General features: G+C 38.1%; 12 protein-coding genes. 8 read left to right on the top strand and 4 right to left on the bottom strand.

Annotated elements, in window-relative coordinates; genetic code table 11:
• Nucleotides 1–37 precede the first annotated feature (37 nt).
• From GR162_RS06480 to GR162_RS06470, 3 genes are all read left to right on the top strand, one after another.
• Entirely contained in the window at nt 38–1,192 is a 1,155-nt protein-coding gene (locus GR162_RS06480) for a DUF4960 domain-containing protein (protein WP_160781438.1), read from the top strand.
• Nucleotides 1,193–1,276: 84 nt separating this feature from the next.
• Complete coding sequence (locus GR162_RS06475; RefSeq protein WP_160781437.1) at nt 1,277–2,164, top strand: carbohydrate kinase family protein; 888 nt, start codon at nt 1,277–1,279, stop codon at nt 2,162–2,164.
• Between the two features lie 172 nt (nt 2,165–2,336).
• The gene (locus tag GR162_RS06470) at nt 2,337–7,454 is read left to right on the top strand and encodes an Ig-like domain-containing protein (protein ID WP_160781436.1); all 5,118 of its coding nucleotides are present in this window, start codon (nt 2,337–2,339) and stop codon (nt 7,452–7,454) included.
• A 277-nt stretch (nt 7,455–7,731) separates the two neighbouring features.
• On the opposite strand, the gene GR162_RS06465 is transcribed toward GR162_RS06470, so the two are convergent.
• From GR162_RS06465 to GR162_RS06450, 4 genes are all read right to left on the bottom strand, one after another.
• Nucleotides 7,732–7,950 (bottom strand): hypothetical protein, encoded by a 219-nt coding sequence (locus GR162_RS06465; protein WP_160781435.1) that lies wholly within the window; start codon nt 7,948–7,950, stop codon nt 7,732–7,734.
• Nucleotides 7,951–8,899: 949 nt separating this feature from the next.
• Nucleotides 8,900–9,352: a carboxymuconolactone decarboxylase family protein gene (locus GR162_RS06460; protein ID WP_160781434.1), complete on the bottom strand. Its 453-nt coding sequence runs from the start codon at nt 9,350–9,352 to the stop codon at nt 8,900–8,902.
• A 68-nt stretch (nt 9,353–9,420) separates the two neighbouring features.
• Nucleotides 9,421–9,996 (bottom strand): Crp/Fnr family transcriptional regulator, encoded by a 576-nt coding sequence (locus GR162_RS06455; RefSeq protein WP_026729722.1) that lies wholly within the window; start codon nt 9,994–9,996, stop codon nt 9,421–9,423.
• Between the two features lie 683 nt (nt 9,997–10,679).
• Nucleotides 10,680–11,093: a helix-turn-helix domain-containing protein gene (locus GR162_RS06450; RefSeq protein ID WP_035644141.1), complete on the bottom strand. Its 414-nt coding sequence runs from the start codon at nt 11,091–11,093 to the stop codon at nt 10,680–10,682.
• Nucleotides 11,094–11,195: 102 nt separating this feature from the next.
• On the opposite strand from GR162_RS06450, the gene GR162_RS06445 reads away from it, so the two are divergent.
• The 5 genes from GR162_RS06445 to GR162_RS06425 all read left to right on the top strand — a co-directional run bounded on the left by GR162_RS06445 (nt 11,196) and on the right by GR162_RS06425 (nt 18,215).
• Nucleotides 11,196–11,963 (top strand): SDR family oxidoreductase, encoded by a 768-nt coding sequence (locus GR162_RS06445; protein ID WP_035645078.1) that lies wholly within the window; start codon nt 11,196–11,198, stop codon nt 11,961–11,963.
• 90 nt (nt 11,964–12,053) lie between these two features.
• A complete protein-coding gene (locus GR162_RS06440; RefSeq protein WP_035644139.1) occupies nt 12,054–12,671 on the top strand; it encodes a TetR/AcrR family transcriptional regulator in 618 nt (205 codons plus the stop codon).
• Between the two features lie 56 nt (nt 12,672–12,727).
• On the top strand, nt 12,728–14,059 hold the full coding sequence (locus tag GR162_RS06435; protein ID WP_091135009.1) for a TolC family protein: 1,332 nt from the start codon (nt 12,728–12,730) through the stop codon (nt 14,057–14,059).
• Nucleotides 14,060–14,070: 11 nt separating this feature from the next.
• Nucleotides 14,071–15,156, top strand: coding sequence for an efflux RND transporter periplasmic adaptor subunit (locus tag GR162_RS06430; RefSeq protein WP_091135008.1), 1,086 nt, complete (start codon nt 14,071–14,073; stop codon nt 15,154–15,156).
• An 8-nt stretch (nt 15,157–15,164) separates the two neighbouring features.
• Entirely contained in the window at nt 15,165–18,215 is a 3,051-nt protein-coding gene (locus GR162_RS06425) for an efflux RND transporter permease subunit (protein WP_091135006.1), read from the top strand.
• The last annotated feature ends 562 nt before the right edge of the window (nt 18,216–18,777 follow it).

The following is an 18,777-nucleotide window of genomic DNA, read 5'->3' as shown; positions in this document are numbered from 1 at the left end:
TTCAACAAAGTGATCTTTTGATTTAAAATAAAAAAGTATGAAAAATTATAATAAACGAACATTTTTCTATCAAGTGGTTTTATTTGGTTTTTTATCATTGCTGATTATCTCTTGCGACGCAAGGGATAATTACAATGATGATGCGGATTCCAAGTTAAGCATCTTAGAGAGTGTCAGCATCAATGGCGTACCTGGTTCAATTGATAACTTATCAGGGGTAATCAGCGTGGTTCTTCCAAACACTACTAATTTGGAATCAGTACTTCTGGAAACCACAACCCCATCTGGGGTAATTAGTTCGCCTGCATCGGGTACAACAATTAATTTGAAGAGCAATAGGGCAGTATCGGTAAGTTTCAGCAATAGCAAAAGAAATTACGTGATTGATTACAAAATACTTCCAAGCCGAATTGCCTTTATTAACGAAGCTGCTGCTATTGGCGATATTGCAGATGATGACACCAAGGCATTTGCGCAGTGGGCAAAAGATACCTATAAGGAAGATTTTGTGTATATTCCCTTTAATGATTTGACAATAGGATCACTTGCTGAGGTTAATGTACTATTGTTTTACTACGATCAGGTGGGAAGCTCTGCGCTTCCGGCTGCGATTTTAAACAAAAAAAATGTAATTACGCAGTTTGTTGCTGAAGGAGGAAAGATGCTGACAGGCGGAATGGCCAATTCCTATATTGGCGAGATAGGAAGGGATAAAAGCGGCCTTTTGACTATTCGAAGCAATGGTGCAGGAGGAAACAATAATGATATCTGGTCTATAGATGCAGGTGTGAATTTTCAGAATGACCAGCGCAACAGCCCTGTTTTTAATATCACAACTGTAATTTCCACAGATTCAAACGGATATTTCCCTGTTATAAATGGAGGTTTTAAAGAGGACCATAACACCATGTGGGACTTGGGGCCATTACTTGCTGCGGGGCACCAGCTGGGTCAATTCGGAGAATTCCAAAGACTTTACGGTGGGAAAGTACTGGCAACCTGGAGCGGTGTTTCCGATGAAGCGGTTGCAGGAATCATTGAATTTATGCCAACTCCGGTATTTGCCGGAACAATAATCGGTATTGGATTCGGGGGCATGGAATGGTCTATGAATGACAACAGAATAAATCCGTATGCTAATAATGTAAAGGGTATCTATCGTAACTCAATTGATTACTTGAGAACAAAATAATTAAATCAACTTAGTAAATTTTTAAGTCCAAAGGATATTTGATTTATTAAATATCTTTTGGATTCTATTATAATAGCATAAAATATGTCAAAAATAACCTGCTTCGGAGAAGTTTTGTGGGATGTTTTTCCTACACACAAAAAAATTGGGGGCGCCCCATTAAATGTTGCTATCAGACTGCAGTCTTTAGGCAATCAAGTGTCTATGATCAGTGCCGTTGGCAATGACCAGAATGGAGATGCCCTGATTAATTTTATTAAGGAATCAGGAATCAGCACAGAACTCATCCAGGTAAACTCCGAATTTGAAACCGGAGAAGTAAAAGTAATGCTTAATGAAAAAGGCTCAGCGTCTTATGATATTATGTTTCCAAAAGCATGGGATAAAATTGAACTCCAAGAAACTGCATTAGAAGCTGTTAGGAATTCGGATGCCTTTGTGTTTGGAAGCCTGGTCGGCCGCGATATACTGTCTAAAACTACCCTATTGCAGCTTATTGAAATTGCAAAGTATTCGGTTTTTGACGTTAACCTGAGAAAGCCCTATTATACTGCCGAACTGCTTATAGAATTATTGAAAAAGGCCGCTTTTATCAAATTCAACGATGATGAGCTGTTTGAAATCAGCCGTTATATGGGATCAAAATATAATTCATTGGAGCAAAATCTGGAGTTCATAGCAAACCATACTAAAGCAAAAAGCATCTGTGTGACAAAAGGAAGGCATGGAGCAGTCCTGCTGCATCAGGGTAGACTGTTCTATAACAGCGGCTATGAAATCAAAGTAGTCGATACAGTTGGAGCTGGTGATTCTTTTTTAGCTTCACTGATCAGCAAATTGCTAAGTGAGGTAAATCCACAGGAAGCAATTAATTTTGCATGCGCAGTGGGGGCTTTGGTTGCTCAGAGTGAAGGCGCGAATCCTGATCTTAAAATTGAGGAGATTGAACGTTTTATAAACCCTTTCATTTAAAGAAATAGTATTTTTACTTTTGGTTATTTTTTTATTCTATTGGTATTTATCGATGGAATGTTTTGACATTTTCTTTTGGTGCTATGGCAGCTTGTTTTTCTAATCAAAGCAGGATGCCATCACAAAAATATATACAATTCAGATTTTTGATAAACAAGTTCAAATAGAAAGTATGAAAAAAAATACACTAATAGGGATACTGCTGATTTTTATAAATTGCATGTATTCCCAGCAGCCGGTACTTCATCTCAATTATAACGAGGCGTCGGGTGTAAGTTCCATCAAGGATGCCATAGACAACAAATCATTTGCGATCAGCAACACATTCGGCAAACCCGAAAGGGTGCCGGGAATTTATGGCAACGCACTGAGAACAGACGGATTTTCCACATGGGTGTCAGGGGATTTTGCAGCACCTCTTCAAGGGCAGGCAACTATTGAAACCTGGATTTCTTTGGAGTCTTATCCTTCAGATGAAGAACTGCCTTATAATGGCCTGACGCCTTCGGCTATTGTTTCACAAAGAAAGGACGGAAAAGGTTTTTCATTAAGCATAAATACTTTTGGCGAGTGGTGGTTCGAGGCAAACCTTTCGGGCCAGCTTTATAAAGTCAAGGCGCCGGCTAATTTTCCTTTATACCAATGGGTGCATGTTGCCGGGGTTATTGATGCCGGTGCAGGCACTTTAAAACTGGTACTCAACGGCAATGTTGTAGCATCAACAGCAATTCCTGCCACTGCGGTATTTACTAAAGCCGATACGCCATTGCTTGTTGGCAAGAGTGAAGTCAACAAGACGATGGGGATTTTTTTGATCAACTGTATCAATGCCGCGATTGATGATACAAAAATTTATGCGCGTGCAAAACCAAATTCGGAATTGCTATCTGATTACACGGCGGGAATTGCCTCTGCAACCACAACAGGAGAGCAGGCAATCGCTGTACCGGAAAGCAGATTTGAAAACGATCTTTTAAGACCGGTTTATCATGCCATGCCGCCTGCAAACTGGACCAATGAGCCACACGGTCTTGTAAAATACAACAATGCCTATCATATGTTTTATCAGAGAACCCCAAACGGACCTTTTAAAACACAAATGCACTGGGGACATATGACCAGCAGTGACCTGGTACATTGGGAGAATAAAAAAGATGCATTATGGCCAACATTGGACGGCGGGGGAACGACAGGAACCGATATGAAGGGAATCTGGTCAGGCGATGTGATTGTAAAGGATAATGTAGCGCATGCCCTTTATACAAGCGTGAATCATGGCAGTATGTACAATCCAGGCATATCACTGGCCACAAGCAGTGATGCCAATCTAGAGAATTGGACCAAGAAAGGACCGGTTATCAACAGACAATTTGTTAATGATTTTAGGGATCCTTATCTATGGAAAGATGCCGCAACAGGCAATTATAATATGATAATCGGAGCTGCAGTGGGCAGCGGAGGGGGGCTTGATTTTTACAGTTCATCGGATTTGGTGACCTGGAACCACAAGGACCAGTTCTCCACTGTAAACTACGGGCAAATGGATATTGGTTCTGTAATATGGGAGATGCCTGTTTTTGAATCTCTAGGAAATGGCAAATATTTACTGATCACCAATCCAATTGGCGGGAGTGTGAATAAATACGGGCCTTCAAAATATACAAGGGCTGTTTATTGGATCGGCAGCTGGAACGGAGACAAATTTACCCCGGATTTTATTCAGCCGAAAAATTTAGATATTATACATGGACATTTATCGCCAACGGTAACACGAAAAGCAAATGGTCAACTTGTAGGAATAGGTATGGTGGATGAGAGAAGATCATCCCAGGCGCAGCTTAATGCCGGCTGGTGTCATACCTATAGTTTGCCGAGGGTCTACTCTCTACTGCCTGATGCAAAGACTTTAGGGCAGGCTCCTGCACCTGAATTACAAAGCTTAAGGCTGGCAGGGAGTAAAAGATCCTTTACCAATTTATCGGTTAATGGAACCCAGCAGTTAAATGCAGATGGCAGTGCAATTGAAATTGTGGCTAGTGTGAATCCAGCGGCAACAGCCACGCAGTATGGGATAAATTTTGCAGTTTCAGCAAGCGGAGGCGAGTATACAAAATTGTATTATGATGTAAATACCAAACAGATAGTATTGGATAAAAGCCATTCAAGCCTGTCTTCCGAGAATGAAGAAAACACACTTTTAAAAGGGGATTATGACGAGGCAGCATTTGGAAAACCTGTCAAATTCCAGGTTTTCATTGACCATTCCATTATTGATGTCTTTATAAATGATGCTGCTGCATTTTCAAGCAGGATTTATCCAACAAAAGCGGACAGCAAAGGCATTCAGCTGAACTCTGTGGGAGGAGCTTCGATTTTCACTAATGTTGAGGTTTATAATCTGGACAAAGCCTTTGGTATAGCCCAGACGAAAATTAATATATCAAGCGAGAGTGTTATTGCAGAACACGCTGAGAATGGTAAAGAGTTTTTTGTTTCAGTGAGCAATAATACATTTAAAAGTACACTTAACCCTTCCCTTTGGCAGGTAGAAAATTTACCGCAAGGCGTCCAGGTTTCAAGTATTGCAAGAGTTTCGGATACCAAAGCTAAAATTGTCCTTCAAGGCAATAGCACCAGTGATTATGATACGGATCGTTCGGTAACACTTTCCGTACCGGTTTCTGAATTTACAGAAGATAAGGCACCGTCAATGGTCACAGGTACGGCTGTTATTTTCAAAGCTATACAGGAAGCTATGACAACATTAATCCTTTCCTCGGCGAGTGAACTTAAGGAAGGTTTCGAAGCGGGAAAGGAAATCGAGGTCAAGGTTTCCAATAATAAATGGAAGAACGTTTTAAATTCCGGATCCTGGACTCTGCGGAACCTGCCTACAGGACTGCAATATAATATAAGCCGCATTGATTCAACCAGGGTAAAAATAACCTTATCTGGAACTGCACAGGACTACGACAAGGATATTACCAATTTTACTGTTACGGTTGCTTTGTCAGAGTTTCTAAACAGTGATCCGGAAATAACCAGTACTACAGTCAGCGTAAATCAGGGTATTATATTTAAGGCTGTTAAAGGAGAGCTGTTGTATGATTTTGAAAGTGGTGATTTGACCAATTGGTCAGTGGTGAGCGGAAATGCTTTTTCAAATGCTGATGTTACCGATAAAACCGACTGGTTTGCAGGAACCTTTATGCAGCAGGGAACTTATCATATGTGGGGATTTCTGGATGGTGAGGATGTTCAGGTTGGAGAAATGAGAACCGGCACATTTACCCTTGAAGGAGACGGAAAGATCAATTTTTTAATCGCTGGGGGAAATGATATGAACAATTTATATCTGGCCCTTGTCAATGCCTCTACCGGAGCCGAACTAATGAAAGCCACCGGAGATAATTCCGAGACCTATAAAGCAGGATCATTTGATGCAAGCCAATATAGAGGATTGAACTGCTATTTGAAGGCAGTTGACAAAAGCACAGGGGGATGGGGACATCTAAATCTGGATGCCATCAGCGTTCCTGTGCCGGATAATGCCGTTATGCCTTTGCCGCCAAGTCTGACTGTAACAGGAGTGGTGATGAATCCTTCAAGTTTTGCGCTCTCAGTAGGAGAATCAAGAACCATGACAGCTTCAATATCTCCTGAGAATGCCACAAATAAAAACGTTACATGGTCTTCTTTGAATACAGCTGTAGCGGAAATTGACGCTCAGGGAAAAGTAACCGCTAAATCGGTCGGTACGGCGATATTGAAAGTTCAAACAGTCCAGGGTGGTTTCACTGCTCAAAGTACACTTACCGTTACCCAGGCCCCTAGTTATCTTAATTACGATTTTGAAAGAGGCAATTTATCAGGCTGGACAGCTGCGGGCGATGCTTTTTCAGATGCCGATGTAAGCGAGGATACTGTTTTTTGGGGCACTATTCCATTCAACCAGCAGAAAAGGTACCATTTATGGAGTTTTAAAAGCGGAGGGGATGCCCAAACAGGCAGTATAAGAACAGCAGATTTTAAATTAGGAGGTGATGGCAAGGTATCTTTTTTAGTGGGCGGAGGCCAGAATTTGAATTCCTTATATATCGCTTTAGTCAGGGCATCGGACAATCAGGTTTTATTCAAGGAAACCGGTAAGAATTCAGAAGCCTATAGCGCTTCTTTTTTTGACGCCGCGCAGTACATCAATGAAATCTGTTATATAAAAGTGGTTGATAATTCAACAGAAGGATTTGGCCATATTAATATTGATGATGTAAAGATTCCAATTCAGACCCTTGCAAACGTTCCGGCAACGGGAATCAGCGTCAGCCCGACCAGCGCTGAATTGAATATAGGGGCTGCGCTGCAGATAACCGCGACGGTAAGTCCGGCATCGGCAAGCAGCAAGGCCGTTGTTTGGAGCTCTTCAAATCCGCAGGCAGCAACAGTTGACACCAGCGGCCTTGTAAGAGCTATAGCTGCAGGGAGTGCAACAATTACCGCTGCTGCAGTTGATGGCGGGTTTACGGCAGCAGCTGTCATTACAGTGAAGCCAAATCCGCAAAACAGCTATCTAACTTATGATTTCGAATCCGGTGATTTAACCGGATGGACTATTACAGGGAATGCCTTTTCAAACGGTGATGTAACAAATGCTGCCAACTGGTCATGGGGAGGCCCTTTTAATCAACACGGAAGCTATCATTTATGGTCATTTAAGGAAGGCGAAGACAGTCAGACCGGCAGTATCCAGACCCAAAATTTCAGACTTGGAGGTGATGGAAAGATTACCTGCCTTGTTGGCGGAGGATTTGATATCAATACTTTGTATTTGGCATTAGTCAGGGCTTCTGACGGCAGTGTTTTAATGAAAGTTACAGGAGATAATAATGACAGTGAGGCTTATATCTCCAAAACACTAGACGCACACGATTTTATAGGTACTGACTGTTACATTAAAATAGTGGACAATGCAACGGGAGGCTGGGGCCATCTTAATGTAGATAACATCAGGATTCCGGTGCAAAGTTACTCAACAGCAAAAAGTTTGGGTTTGGGTGAGAATAACCTGGAAAGCAGCGTTGCAAAACTAATGGTATATCCTAATCCATCTACAGATGTTTTCTATATCAGTACAGATGAATCTATTACGGTTTCAGTGAATAATATGTCTGGTGATATTATACTTCAAACACATGAAAACCGAGTTGATTTAACAGGTTACGCATCGGGAATTTATATCCTAAATGTAAACACATCTTTGGAGAACAAAACCTTTAAGATTATGAAAAAGTAGCATTAATCTGATATTATATAAAGCATTAAGCATAGTGTCCTTTAATGTGGCACTATGCTACTGTTAATTTCCCTGAATAGTACTCCAGAAATAAATCAAGTTTTGGCGCCAGTAAAGCAGCAGTGCAATAAGAGAAGCAAATCAAATTTTGGCCTCAGCAGCGCAGAAAAGGCTTCGTTCTGCACCGGAACAGAGCCCATGTAAAGCCTTGCGGGGATTTCTTTTATGTCCCGGCAAAGAGCACGGCCCGAAAGGGCTGTCAAGGCCCTAGGCAGTGTCAGCCGTTTATTTTTTCCTTATGGCAGCGCGAGAGCCATTTTTCCATTCTCTGGACCAGCTCGATTTGCTCAGGATCCCCTGCGGGGTCGCAGAGTCCTGTGAGGGTCCTGCGGTAAATGAATTTTTTATCCTCGAACAGGCAGGTGAACCTGGGGTGCTCGTTGTGGGAGACCAGCCATTTATCTCCTTGCTGTTTTTTAATTGCAAACTTCTTCATTTTTTGTATGCTTTCCAGCACTTTCAGGAATTCCAATCAGGCAATGTTCCTGGATTTTCCATGGGTGTGGTTTGTAAACTGCAAAATTAGGGGATTATTGTCTTATCTTATAATTTTAAGCCCAAAAGCAATCTTTGTTTTGCTGGCGGCAAAATAATGCTTTTTCTGTTTTTGATCTGCAGGCGGAAAGAATACTTCACGGTCTGAATAGCGTGGATGCCGGGTTTTGCAGATATTTCTCTGTTCTTTTTCAAGGGTTCTTATGCCCGCAGGACTGCCTGTGTGTTTATTGAAGCGTTTATATAATATTATTTTTAGGGTTTGGTTTTTAGGTTTGGTTTTTTTGGGAGCTTTTTCCCGCTATACGTTTCAATCTTCTGCGCCGAAACCCGGCGCAGAAGGATTTCCGCTGCTATCGGGGCTATTTTATGCTTTATTTTAGTGAGGAATAAATCAATTTTCAGCTGTAGCCCATCAGCAGTTATGTTTAATAAAAAAATGGCGCCAATTGTCTTTAATTGGCGCCATTTGGCTTTGTGACGGGGACAGGACAAATTTCAACATCATTTTTGGATGATTTGAAGAGATTGGCTTTCTATATGTAATGTCTGTCTTTCATTGGCGTTAAAAAATTGGTTCGGATGTCCTGAGTAGGATTGATGCAAAAATTGTAAAAACTCAATTGATCCATCGCATTAAACTGATATATAAATTTACAAAATTTATGCAGGATTTTAAAAGATTGTTTAAGTTAAGGCAGGATTGTCTTTCTTTGGCTGTATGAATTATTTGATTGTTGTTCCACTGGAGCATTTCTATCCTAATTGGTGCTTTTAAATGAGTTTTTCGTAAAAGCAATAAGCCCGAAACAAATCGGGCTTATTGTCTTCAAATTTAATTATAATTCTAAACTTTTGGATGCATCGTAATTAAACTAGTTTTTTGCAAGTTATGCAAGACTTTCTCCTATTCGGAGATGGGTACTGAGAACAACCCTGTTCCAAAGATTGATTGTTATGACGGCCGTTATTATATCTGCTATCTGGCTTTCACTGAAATACTGTAAGGCCTTTGTATAGGTTTCATCCGTTAATCCGTTCTCATGAATTAATGTTATCTCTTCAGTTACCGCGAGCACCACTTTTTCCTCTTCTGTAAAAATGTCCCCAGCTTCTCTCCAAGCACTCAAGAGAAAAATGCGCTGGTTTGACTCGCCGTTTTTAATGGCGTCCTGAGTGTGGATGTTGATGCAGTAGGCACAGCCGTTGATCTGCGAGGCACGTATCTTTATGAGTTCTTTGGCTGTCTTGGATATGGAAATTTTTGAAAGGTAGCCTTCAAGTCCTATCATCGCTTTTAGTGCATCCGGAGCGGCCTGCTTAATGTTAAGTCGTTTTTGCATTGTATTATTCTTTTAAAATTGTTCAATGCAAAATTCAATAATAGGGAAAGGAAAAAACTTAAACTGGTTTAAGAAAGAAGCCTTTTGCGTATTTCGCTCAAGTATTCGGGCGTGAATCCTAGATAGGAAGCGATGAGGTATTGGGGAACACGCTGGATGAATTCGGGGTGGTTTCTGACTGCCTGGAAATAAAACTCTTCCTTAGAGAACGAGAAAAGAAATTTGATGCGTTTCTGTGCGGCTGCATAAGCCCTCTGGTAGACAAAACGGAAATAGCGCTCCATTACCGGAAACTCTTCCAGCAGCTTCTGCTGCTTCTCCAAAGTGATGTAAAGCAATGTTGATTTCTCTACTGCCTGAATATAAAATTCTGTCGCGAGCTGGTTCTCGTAGGCAAAGTTATCGGTAAGCCACCATGTTTCTATGGCAAATTCCGTGGTTTGTTCGGTACCTTTCTCGTTAATATAAAACTTTCTAAGCAGGCCGTCCAAAACAAAATAATGATGACGGCAGATCTGTCCCTCCTTTAGCAGGTTCTCTTTTTTACACGTTTGTTTTATGTCGAAGAATTTTTTGATTTGCTCAAAGTCATTGTCTGATACCTGTGCAAATTTGGCTATATGGTTTTTGAGTATATTGGACATCTGGAGTAAATGACATATTGGTTTTGACTGTTCGTCCAGCTTTTTTAATCGGAATGGCATCGCTGGCAGGCTCTTAAGCAAATATAGCAATAATATACTTAAATACGTTTTGAAATCAGATTTCATTATTTGTCATTAAATAGTAATTGAAAGCAATTTGGAGATTATATAGAGTCAATTTCTATAATATTCTGGGGGTTCGAATCCTGTTAAGTTATCGAATGATAAATTAACTATTTGTATTATTTTTCATCTAAATATACACGCTGAAGCAATTTTTCTATTATTTTAGAGAAAGAAAATAAAAGCAAAAATGACTCAAAGCCACCGTATTTATTAGTGTAAATGAAAAAATGGCGCCAATTGTCTTCAATTGGCGCCATCTGGCTGAGTGACCCCGACGGGACAAATTTCAACATTTTTTTTGGATGATTTGAAGAAATTGGCTTATTATATGTAGTCACTTGTCTCCCAGTGGCTTAATGAATTTGGTTTAGATGTCCCGTTGGGGATTGAAGGAAAATGCAGCTTCAAAAAACAAATCGCTAACCTCTTTTATTAAAACCGCCTTAGCTTGTGTAACAAAATTGGAGGCAGTTCTACACCTGCGAGGGCGTGTTTTGTCATGCACATTCCAGCCCAAATTTATTGTGGCAAAAAAAGTAGTAGCTATGTAATATATACTATCGATTTGATTCAAGTTCTTTAAAAGCATTTTTAATAAATCCTTCCTTATCAGCATTCATTTGTGCCAGCAATTCCTTTCTTTTTTCAGGAATGTCGGTATACTTTTCTGCCCAAAGATTAATTTCAACAATTATTGGAATTAAATCCATTCCTTTCTGTGTCAATTGATATAGTACTTTGGCTTTACTGTCGGGATGCTCCAGTTTCTGAATAATTCCGTTTTCTTCTAATGAAAGCAGTCGAGCAGCCAAAATGTTAGTTGCGATCTTCTCATCAGATTTTGCCAATTCGCCATAGGTACATTTTTTTTTAAGCATTAAATCTCTCACAATCAACAGCGACCACTTGTCACCAAAGGCTTCAAGTGAAAAACTTACTGGGCAGTCTGATCTCTTTTTTTGAGTTTTCATAAAATAAATTTAAAATCACTTGCTTTTTGCAAGTAAATATATTTATATTTGTACTTGCATTTTGCAAGCAAATATAGGGATAATAAACTAAATAGAAAAATTATGGAATTAAAAGGTAAGACAATTTTGATTACAGGTGGCTCTGCCGGAATCGGATTAGAGGCTGCAAAACAATTCATTACAGAAGGCGCTAAAGTAATTATTACAGGAAGAGATCAGAAAAAATTAGATCTTGCCAAAAAAATGTATCCATCCATTACGACCATTAAAAGTGATGCGTCCAGCCAGGAAGCCGCGGTTGCTTTGTACAATCAAATTAATGAAATGGGTGGTATCGATATACTTTATAACAATGCCGGAATTATGAATGGCCAGGATAATTTAGGTTTCAGTAATTCAAAACATTTTGAAAAAGCTGCCATAGAAATTAATACTAACTACTTAGGAGTTATTCTCTTAAATGATCTTTTTCTGGATATGCTTAAAAGCAGAAAAGAAGCAGCTATTATCAATACATCATCGATATTGAGTTACACGCCGTCTAATCTTGTACCAACTTATTCAGCATCAAAAGCTGCGGTACGTTTTTATACAGAAGCATTACGAGATCATTTACAGATAATTGGAAGCAGAATAAAAATATTTGAATTATTGCCGCCGTTGGTAAAAACAAATATGTCTGAGGGAATGGAAGGTAAATCGATAACACCAGATGTGCTAATTGATGCTTTAATAAAAGGATTAAAAAACAATACGTACACTATTCGTGTTGGCGATACAAAAGCGATTTATCTGTTAAATAGATTTTTACCAAAGTTAGCTTACAAGTTATTGAATCATAAAGGTATTACGGCCAGATTGCAATCTTAATTTGTATAAAAATATTTAACTGAATAAAAAATGAACAGCGTTCATTTTATTTTATATCTTTGTCCTTAGTAAGCCTTGAATAAAATAAGTATGAGTACAATTGATAGAAAAGCAAAAGAAAAAGAAGCTTTAAAAGCCCTGATATTAAAAGGTGCTAAAAAGCTTTTTGTTGAAAAAGGAATTGAACATACTACCATAAGAAACATTGCTGAAGAAATTAACTACAGTGTAGGTACTGTTTATGTTTATTTTAAAGATAAAAATGATATTCTCCATGATCTTCATACAATAGGTTTTCAGGAATTAGATAGTTATTTTATGGAGTTATATACTATAGAAGATCCGAAGGAAAGATTAAAGAAAATGGGATTTTCCTATATCAAATTTGCCATCGAAAATTCTGAAATGTATGATTTGATGTTTAATCTAAAAGCTCCAATAGAATTCCTGAAAGACTCCGAGAATGAAGATTGGGACGAAGGATGTACAGCATTTGGATTAGTTAAAAAAACTATTGAAGAATGTATTAACAAAGGTTATTTTAAAGGCCATAGTGTAGAGCCGTTGGCATTTATGGTTTGGAGTTTGGTACATGGTATGTGCTGTCTGGAAATTCACCAGAGAATTAAAAATGTAAATTTTACGAATCCCGATACCATTTTGTATGACGGATATAATGAATATTTAAAAATGATAGAAAAGCTTTAAAAATTTTTTTGCCTAAAAAAATGAACAACGTTCAAATAATAAACAACGTACAATAAATGAAAATTAAACTAACTTTTGCAATACTCTGTCTAGGATATTTAGGGTATGCACAGAACAAGCTGGAAACTTATATACAGACCGGTTTAAAAAATAACGAAGTAATCAGACAGCATAATTTTGACATTAATAAAAGCATGTATGCCTTAAAAGAAGCACGAGCTTTATTTTATCCAACAGTTTCCCTAAACGGAAGTTACACCAAGGCAGAAGGCGGAAGGACAATCGATATTCCGATTGGAGATATGCTGAATCCGGTATATAGTACTTTAAATCAGATTACCAATTCTAACGCTTTTCCAATGTTAGAAAATCAGTCGGTCTTGATAAATCCGGATAATTTTTATGATGCTAAAATTCATACCACGATGCCGCTTCTGAATTTTGAAATTATTTATAACAAAAGAATAAAAACCCAGCAGACTACGCTTCAAAAAATAGAACTCGAAATCTACCAAAGAGAGTTAGTAAAGGAAATTAAAATTGCCTATTACAAATACCTGCAGTCGGTTGAAGGAATTAAGATTTATGAAGATGCCCTGGCTTTGGTAAAAGAAAATCAAAGGGTAAATCAGGCTTTATTTAGAAATGAAAAAATAAACCGGACTGCCGTTTTACGAAGCGATAATGAGGTAATCCGCATTCAGGCCAATTTAGAAACCGCCAGACAAACCAGCAATAATGCCAGATCGTATTTTAATTTTTTATTGAATCAAAAACTTGATGCCGCAATAGAAACTGATGAGAGTGAAGTACCCCCAATAGAAGTACTTTCAGAAAATACCCAAAATAGAGAAGAGTTACAAAAGCTCACTCAGGCAAAAGAAATAAACGAAAATGTAAGCAAGTTGACCAGCTCATACTGGCTGCCAAAAGTAAATGGCTTTGCCGATTTCGGAATTCAGGATTTTGATTTTGAAGCAGATAAAAACTCACGCTATTATTTTGCCGGAGTGGGGCTGGAGTGGAATATTTTTTCGGGAAACAAAAACAAATGGAAGCTGAAACAAGTTGAAGAAGACAGTAAAAAAATCATTTCACAAACTGATAATGTAAAACAGCAGTTACTGCTTCAGTTTCAGGTTTCACAGAACAATCTAAAATCGGCTTTAGAGCAATTTTATGCTGATAAAAATCAAAAACAGTCGGCCAAAAAGTACAATGACGACATTACTAAGTTGTATAAAGAAGGTCAGGCGATTTATATAGAACTGCTTGATGCACAGAACCAATGGGTGAATGCGCAGCTTAACACTAATATTTCGCTTTATAACTCCTGGATTGCTTTTGCAGAATTAGAAAGAGCCAACGCCACTTTTACTTTTAACTAAAAACAAAAAACATGAAATTAACGATTCACAAATATCTAAAAAAACATATCGCAGTCTCCAAAAAAGGGTTGGGTTTATTGCTTGCTTTAACGCTTTTTTACGCCTGTAAAGAAGAAAAAAAGGAAAATTCGCCCTTTGAAAGCACAGATGTTATCCCTATTAAAACAGCTCCGGTCGAATCTTTTGCTCTTAACAATACCATAAGCGCATCAGGTTTAGTAACAACAGAAAATCAGGCCAATTACGGATTTAAAATAGGAGGGATCATCAGTCGTATTTATGTTGAAGAAGGCCAGTTTTTTAAGAAAGGCCAGCTTCTGGCATCATTAGACGAAACAGAGATTAATGCAGGATTGAACCAAACAGATTTAAATCTAAAAAAGTACGAGCGTGATTATAAACGAGCTAGTAATTTGTACAAAGACAGTGTGTATACATTAGAACAGCTTCAGAATACCAAAACGGGTCTTGACATTGCTAAAAAGCAGAAAGATGCAGTGGCTTTTAATGCACGTTATTCTAAAATTTATGCTGCTGCAGATGGTTTTGTTTCGAAAAAAATAGCAAACGAAGGAGAAGTAGTTGGCGCAGGATCGCCAATTCTGGCTATAAATGAAACCAGCCAAAACAATAATTATCTGCTAAAAGTGGGATTGACAGACAAAGAATGGGCCGCGGTAAAAGTAGGGCAGAAAGCCACTGTAACGCTTGACGGTTATCCTGATGAAAAATTCGATGCCTTTATTTTTAGAAAATCGCAGGCGGCAGATGCGGCATTGGGCTCCTTTCAAGTCGAATTAAAAATGAGCCTTAAAAAAAGTAAACCAGCGGTGGGAATGTTTGGAAAAGCCGAAATAAAGGCAGAACAATCAGAAGATTTCATCATCATTCCGTACAATTCGCTTATTGAAGCTGACGGAAACAAAGCGTTTGTTTTTATTGTGGAAAACAACAAAGTAAAACGCCAACCGGTGACCATTAATAAATTTGAGAACAATAAAGTATTCATAAAAGAAGGTCTTCAGAAAACAGATCAGATTGTGATCTCCAACAGTGCTTATCTCAACGAACAATCAACTATCAAGATCATTAAATAATCAGTATCATGAAAATAACAAACTTTGCTGTTAAAAATTATCAGTTTACGCTGATTATATTTCTGCTGATTGCTGTGGTGGGGTATCTTACGCTGTTTACCATGCCTAGAGCGGAAGATCCTTCAACGCATCCACCGCAATATTTAATTACGGTAATCTATCCCGGGACAAGTCCAAAGGATATGGAGGAGCAGGTTGTAAAACCAATCGAGAATAAAATTTACGGACTCGAAAACATCGAAAAAATATTAACCACAGTAGAAGACGGTGTTGCAGCTTTTCAGGTAAAATTTAAATACGGAGTAGATGTTGATAATAAATATCAGGAGATTTCTACGGAAATGAATGCTCTTAAAAACAGCGAACTTCCAAAAGATATTTATCAGATAAAAACCGAAAAAATTGCTTCTTCTGATGTGAAAATCCTTCAGATAGCGTTGGTTTCAGAAAATGCATCAGACAAAAAACTTCGTGATGAAGCGGATAAACTTAAATCTAAAATTGAGAAAATTACCAATCTGAAAGATGTAAAATATGCTGGAATTCCCGAGCAGGAAATTCGTATTGATTTACAGCTGGAAAAGTTGGCCCAATTAAAAATTCCGTTAAATGTAGTCATGGCAAGCCTGCAGAGCGAAGCGGCCGATATTCCAGGAGGAAGCATTGATTTAGGCAGTAAAGTATTTAATGTAAAAACCAGTGGTAAATTTAAAAATGCGGACGATGTATCCAATACAGTAATCTACAATGCTAACGGTAAAATAATCTATATGAAAGATGTAGCCGAAGTAGGCTACAAGTCGCAGGTTGTCGATCATATTACCCGCATTAACGGACACCGATGTGTACTGGTTACAGCTGGTATGAAAGATAATGTAAACATTACAGATGTGCAGAAAGAATTCCTGCCAATTGTTGATGAATTTTCTAAAGAATTACCGTCAAACATCAAATTAGTAAAAAACTTCGATCAGGCGAATATGGTATCGCAGCGTTTGGGACATTTAGGTTTTGATTTTACCCTTGCCATTGTTTTGGTAATCGTTACGTTGCTTCCATTAGGCTTAAGAGCTTCGGGAATTGTGATGATTTCTATTCCATTATCCCTCGCATTAGGATTAATTGCAATGAATGCTTTTGGCTTTTCTTTAAATCAGTTAAGTATCGTAGGTCTGGTAGTAGCGTTGGGATTATTGGTGGATGACAGTATTGTGGTAGTCGAAAACATAGAGCGATGGCTGCGAGAAGGACATTCTAAAATGGATGCAGTTCTTAAAGGAACCAAACAAATTGGAATTGCCGTAGTAGGCTGTACAGCAACACTTATTATTGCGTTTCTACCGCTGACTTTCCTGCCGGATGTCTCGGGAGAATTTATCAGAAGTCTTCCAATGGCAGTTATTACCAGTGTACTAGCATCGATGATTGTCGCTTTGACTTTGGTGCCGTTTTTAGGAAGCCGATTTTTAAAAACGCACGATCATGCGGGAGGGAATATTTTTCTACAGTATCTGCAAAAATTCCTGACCAGAGCGTACCGTGATATTATGCCTAAAGCCTTAAAATATCCGAGAACTACTATTGCTATTTCTATAGTTTTGAGCATCACAGCTTTTGGATTGTTTAAAGTAACGGGTTTTAAATTATTCCCAACTTCAGAAAAACCAATGTTCCTTATCAATATAAAAATGCCGCTACAGGCCAATATTACAGAAAGTGACCGTGTGACCAAAATTGTAGAAGCAGAGCTTAAAAATCATAAAGAAATTGTGTATTACACTTCAAATGTTGGTAAAGGAAATCCGCAGATTTATTATAATGTGCATCCGCAGGATAGAAAACCAGATTTTGCACAGATTTTTGTCCAGCTCGAAGATGAAGCTAAACCATCAGAGAAAACAGCTTTGATTGAAGAACTTCGAAATAAATTTAAAACGATGCCTTATGCAAAAGTGGAGGTAAAAGATTTTGAACAAGGAACACCTTTAGAAGCTAATATTGTCGTAAGATTATTTGGTGAAGATCAGGAAGTGTTACGTAAGCTTTCTTCACAGGTAGAAACTATTCTTAGAAATCAAGAAGGCACGGTGTATATTAACAATGAACTGAATACGTATAAAACAGATCTTAAAGTTAAAATCAATAAAGAAAAAGCCAGAACATTGGGAGTACTGACAAGCGATGTAGATAAGGTAATCCGTCTTTCGGTAGCAGGATTAACGGTCGGCGATTATATAGATGATAGGGGAGATGCCAGAAATGTTACACTGACATTGCCCCGAGATAAATTTTCGAACCTTGATGCTTTGAAAAACCTGTATGTAAATAACCTTCAGGGCATACCGATTGCACTGAACCAGATTGCTGAAATTTCGTTTGAAACTTCTCCAACTGCAATTAATCATTTTAATAAATCACGCTTTTCAAAAGTAAGCGCTTTATCAGCAAAAGGGTATTATGCCAATGATTTATTGACGCACATTGTTCCAAAACTGGATCAATTGAAAATGCCAAAAGGATATTATTACAAATTATCGGGTGAGAAAGAATCGGAAGGCGATGCGCTGGGTGGTAACTTTTTGGCAGTAATTATTTTGAGTACCTTTTTGTTTGTTGCAGTTTTACTGCTGCAGTTTAAAACTTTTAAAGGAATTATTATTGTATTATCTATCATACCGCTGGGGATTTTAGGCGGTGTTTTATTGTTGCTTCTTAATGGAAGCCCTATGTCTTTGGTTGCTATAATCGGTTTTATAGGTCTTTCGGGAATTCAGGTAAAGAATTCTTTGCTGCTGGTAGATTTCACCAATCAGTTAAGGCAGGAAGGACATTCGATCGATGAAGCTATTTCAATTGCAGGAGAAACGCGTTTTCTGCCTGTAGTACTGACTTCAATTACTGCAATTTGTGGTTTAATTCCGATTGCATTAAACTCAAATCCTTTGATCGCACCATTGGCAATTGTGTTAATTGGCGGTTTAATCAGTTCTACAATATTATCACGAATTGTAACGCCCGTGATGTATAAATTGATCCCTCCTAGTATTGAAAAGATGTAAGAAGAGAGAAAAGATTTTTTTAAAATTATGATTATTTTTAAAGCCGGCAGCGTGTTTTAGACTGCTGGCTTTTTTTCTTGAAAAAGATTGATAAGGGAAGACAGGAAATTATCAAATTTTGAAAATGTAAAACTTAATTTCAGCTCTGTTCTTGGTGTTCGAATCCTGTTAAGTTATCGAACGCTAAAATTTAAATTTATCTTGTTTTTCATATAAATAATGTTTTTCTGAAGTTTGTTTATTTATGAAGAAAATAAAGCAAAAACGAGTCAAACTCATTTATTGATAAGGGTTAAATAAAAAAATGGCGCCAATTGTCTTCAATTGGCGCCATTTGGCTTTGTGACGGGGACAGGACAAATTACAACATCTTTTTTGGATGATTTGAAGCAATTGGCGTATTACATGTAGTGCCTGTCTTTCATTGGCTTTGTAAATTTGGTTTAGATGTCCTGTTGGGGATTGATGTGAAAATCTGTTTAATTCCCAAATAATTCATAGATAATATTCTAATATAATGATTTATTTAAAAATAGACATTTATAAATTTTATGGGAAAAGT

Source organism: Flavobacterium sp. HBTb2-11-1, assembly GCF_009826975.1.
Lineage (GTDB): Bacteria > Bacteroidota > Bacteroidia > Flavobacteriales > Flavobacteriaceae > Flavobacterium.
Note: the sequence above shows the minus strand (reverse complement) of the source record. Positions and strands in the feature narration are given on the sequence as shown.

Bases quoted from the DNA above. Each gene is read 5' to 3' on its own strand.
- GR162_RS06470 (WP_160781436.1), top strand. From the start codon at position 2,337: ATGAAAAAAAATACACTAATAGGGATACTGCTGATTTTTATAAATTGC.
- GR162_RS06460 (WP_160781434.1), bottom strand. From the start codon at position 9,352: ATGCAAAAACGACTTAACATTAAGCAGGCCGCTCCGGATGCACTAAAA.
- GR162_RS06450 (WP_035644141.1), bottom strand. From the start codon at position 11,093: ATGAAAACTCAAAAAAAGAGATCAGACTGCCCAGTAAGTTTTTCACTT.
- GR162_RS06430 (WP_091135008.1), top strand. From the start codon at position 14,071: ATGAAATTAACGATTCACAAATATCTAAAAAAACATATCGCAGTCTCC.
- GR162_RS06425 (WP_091135006.1), top strand. From the start codon at position 15,165: ATGAAAATAACAAACTTTGCTGTTAAAAATTATCAGTTTACGCTGATT.
- GR162_RS06445 (WP_035645078.1), top strand. From the start codon at position 11,196: ATGGAATTAAAAGGTAAGACAATTTTGATTACAGGTGGCTCTGCCGGA.
- GR162_RS06455 (WP_026729722.1), bottom strand. From the start codon at position 9,996: ATGTCCAATATACTCAAAAACCATATAGCCAAATTTGCACAGGTATCA.
- GR162_RS06475 (WP_160781437.1), top strand. From the start codon at position 1,277: ATGTCAAAAATAACCTGCTTCGGAGAAGTTTTGTGGGATGTTTTTCCT.
- GR162_RS06480 (WP_160781438.1), top strand. From the start codon at position 38: ATGAAAAATTATAATAAACGAACATTTTTCTATCAAGTGGTTTTATTT.
- GR162_RS06435 (WP_091135009.1), top strand. From the start codon at position 12,728: ATGAAAATTAAACTAACTTTTGCAATACTCTGTCTAGGATATTTAGGG.
- GR162_RS06440 (WP_035644139.1), top strand. From the start codon at position 12,054: ATGAGTACAATTGATAGAAAAGCAAAAGAAAAAGAAGCTTTAAAAGCC.
- GR162_RS06465 (WP_160781435.1), bottom strand. From the start codon at position 7,950: ATGAAGAAGTTTGCAATTAAAAAACAGCAAGGAGATAAATGGCTGGTC.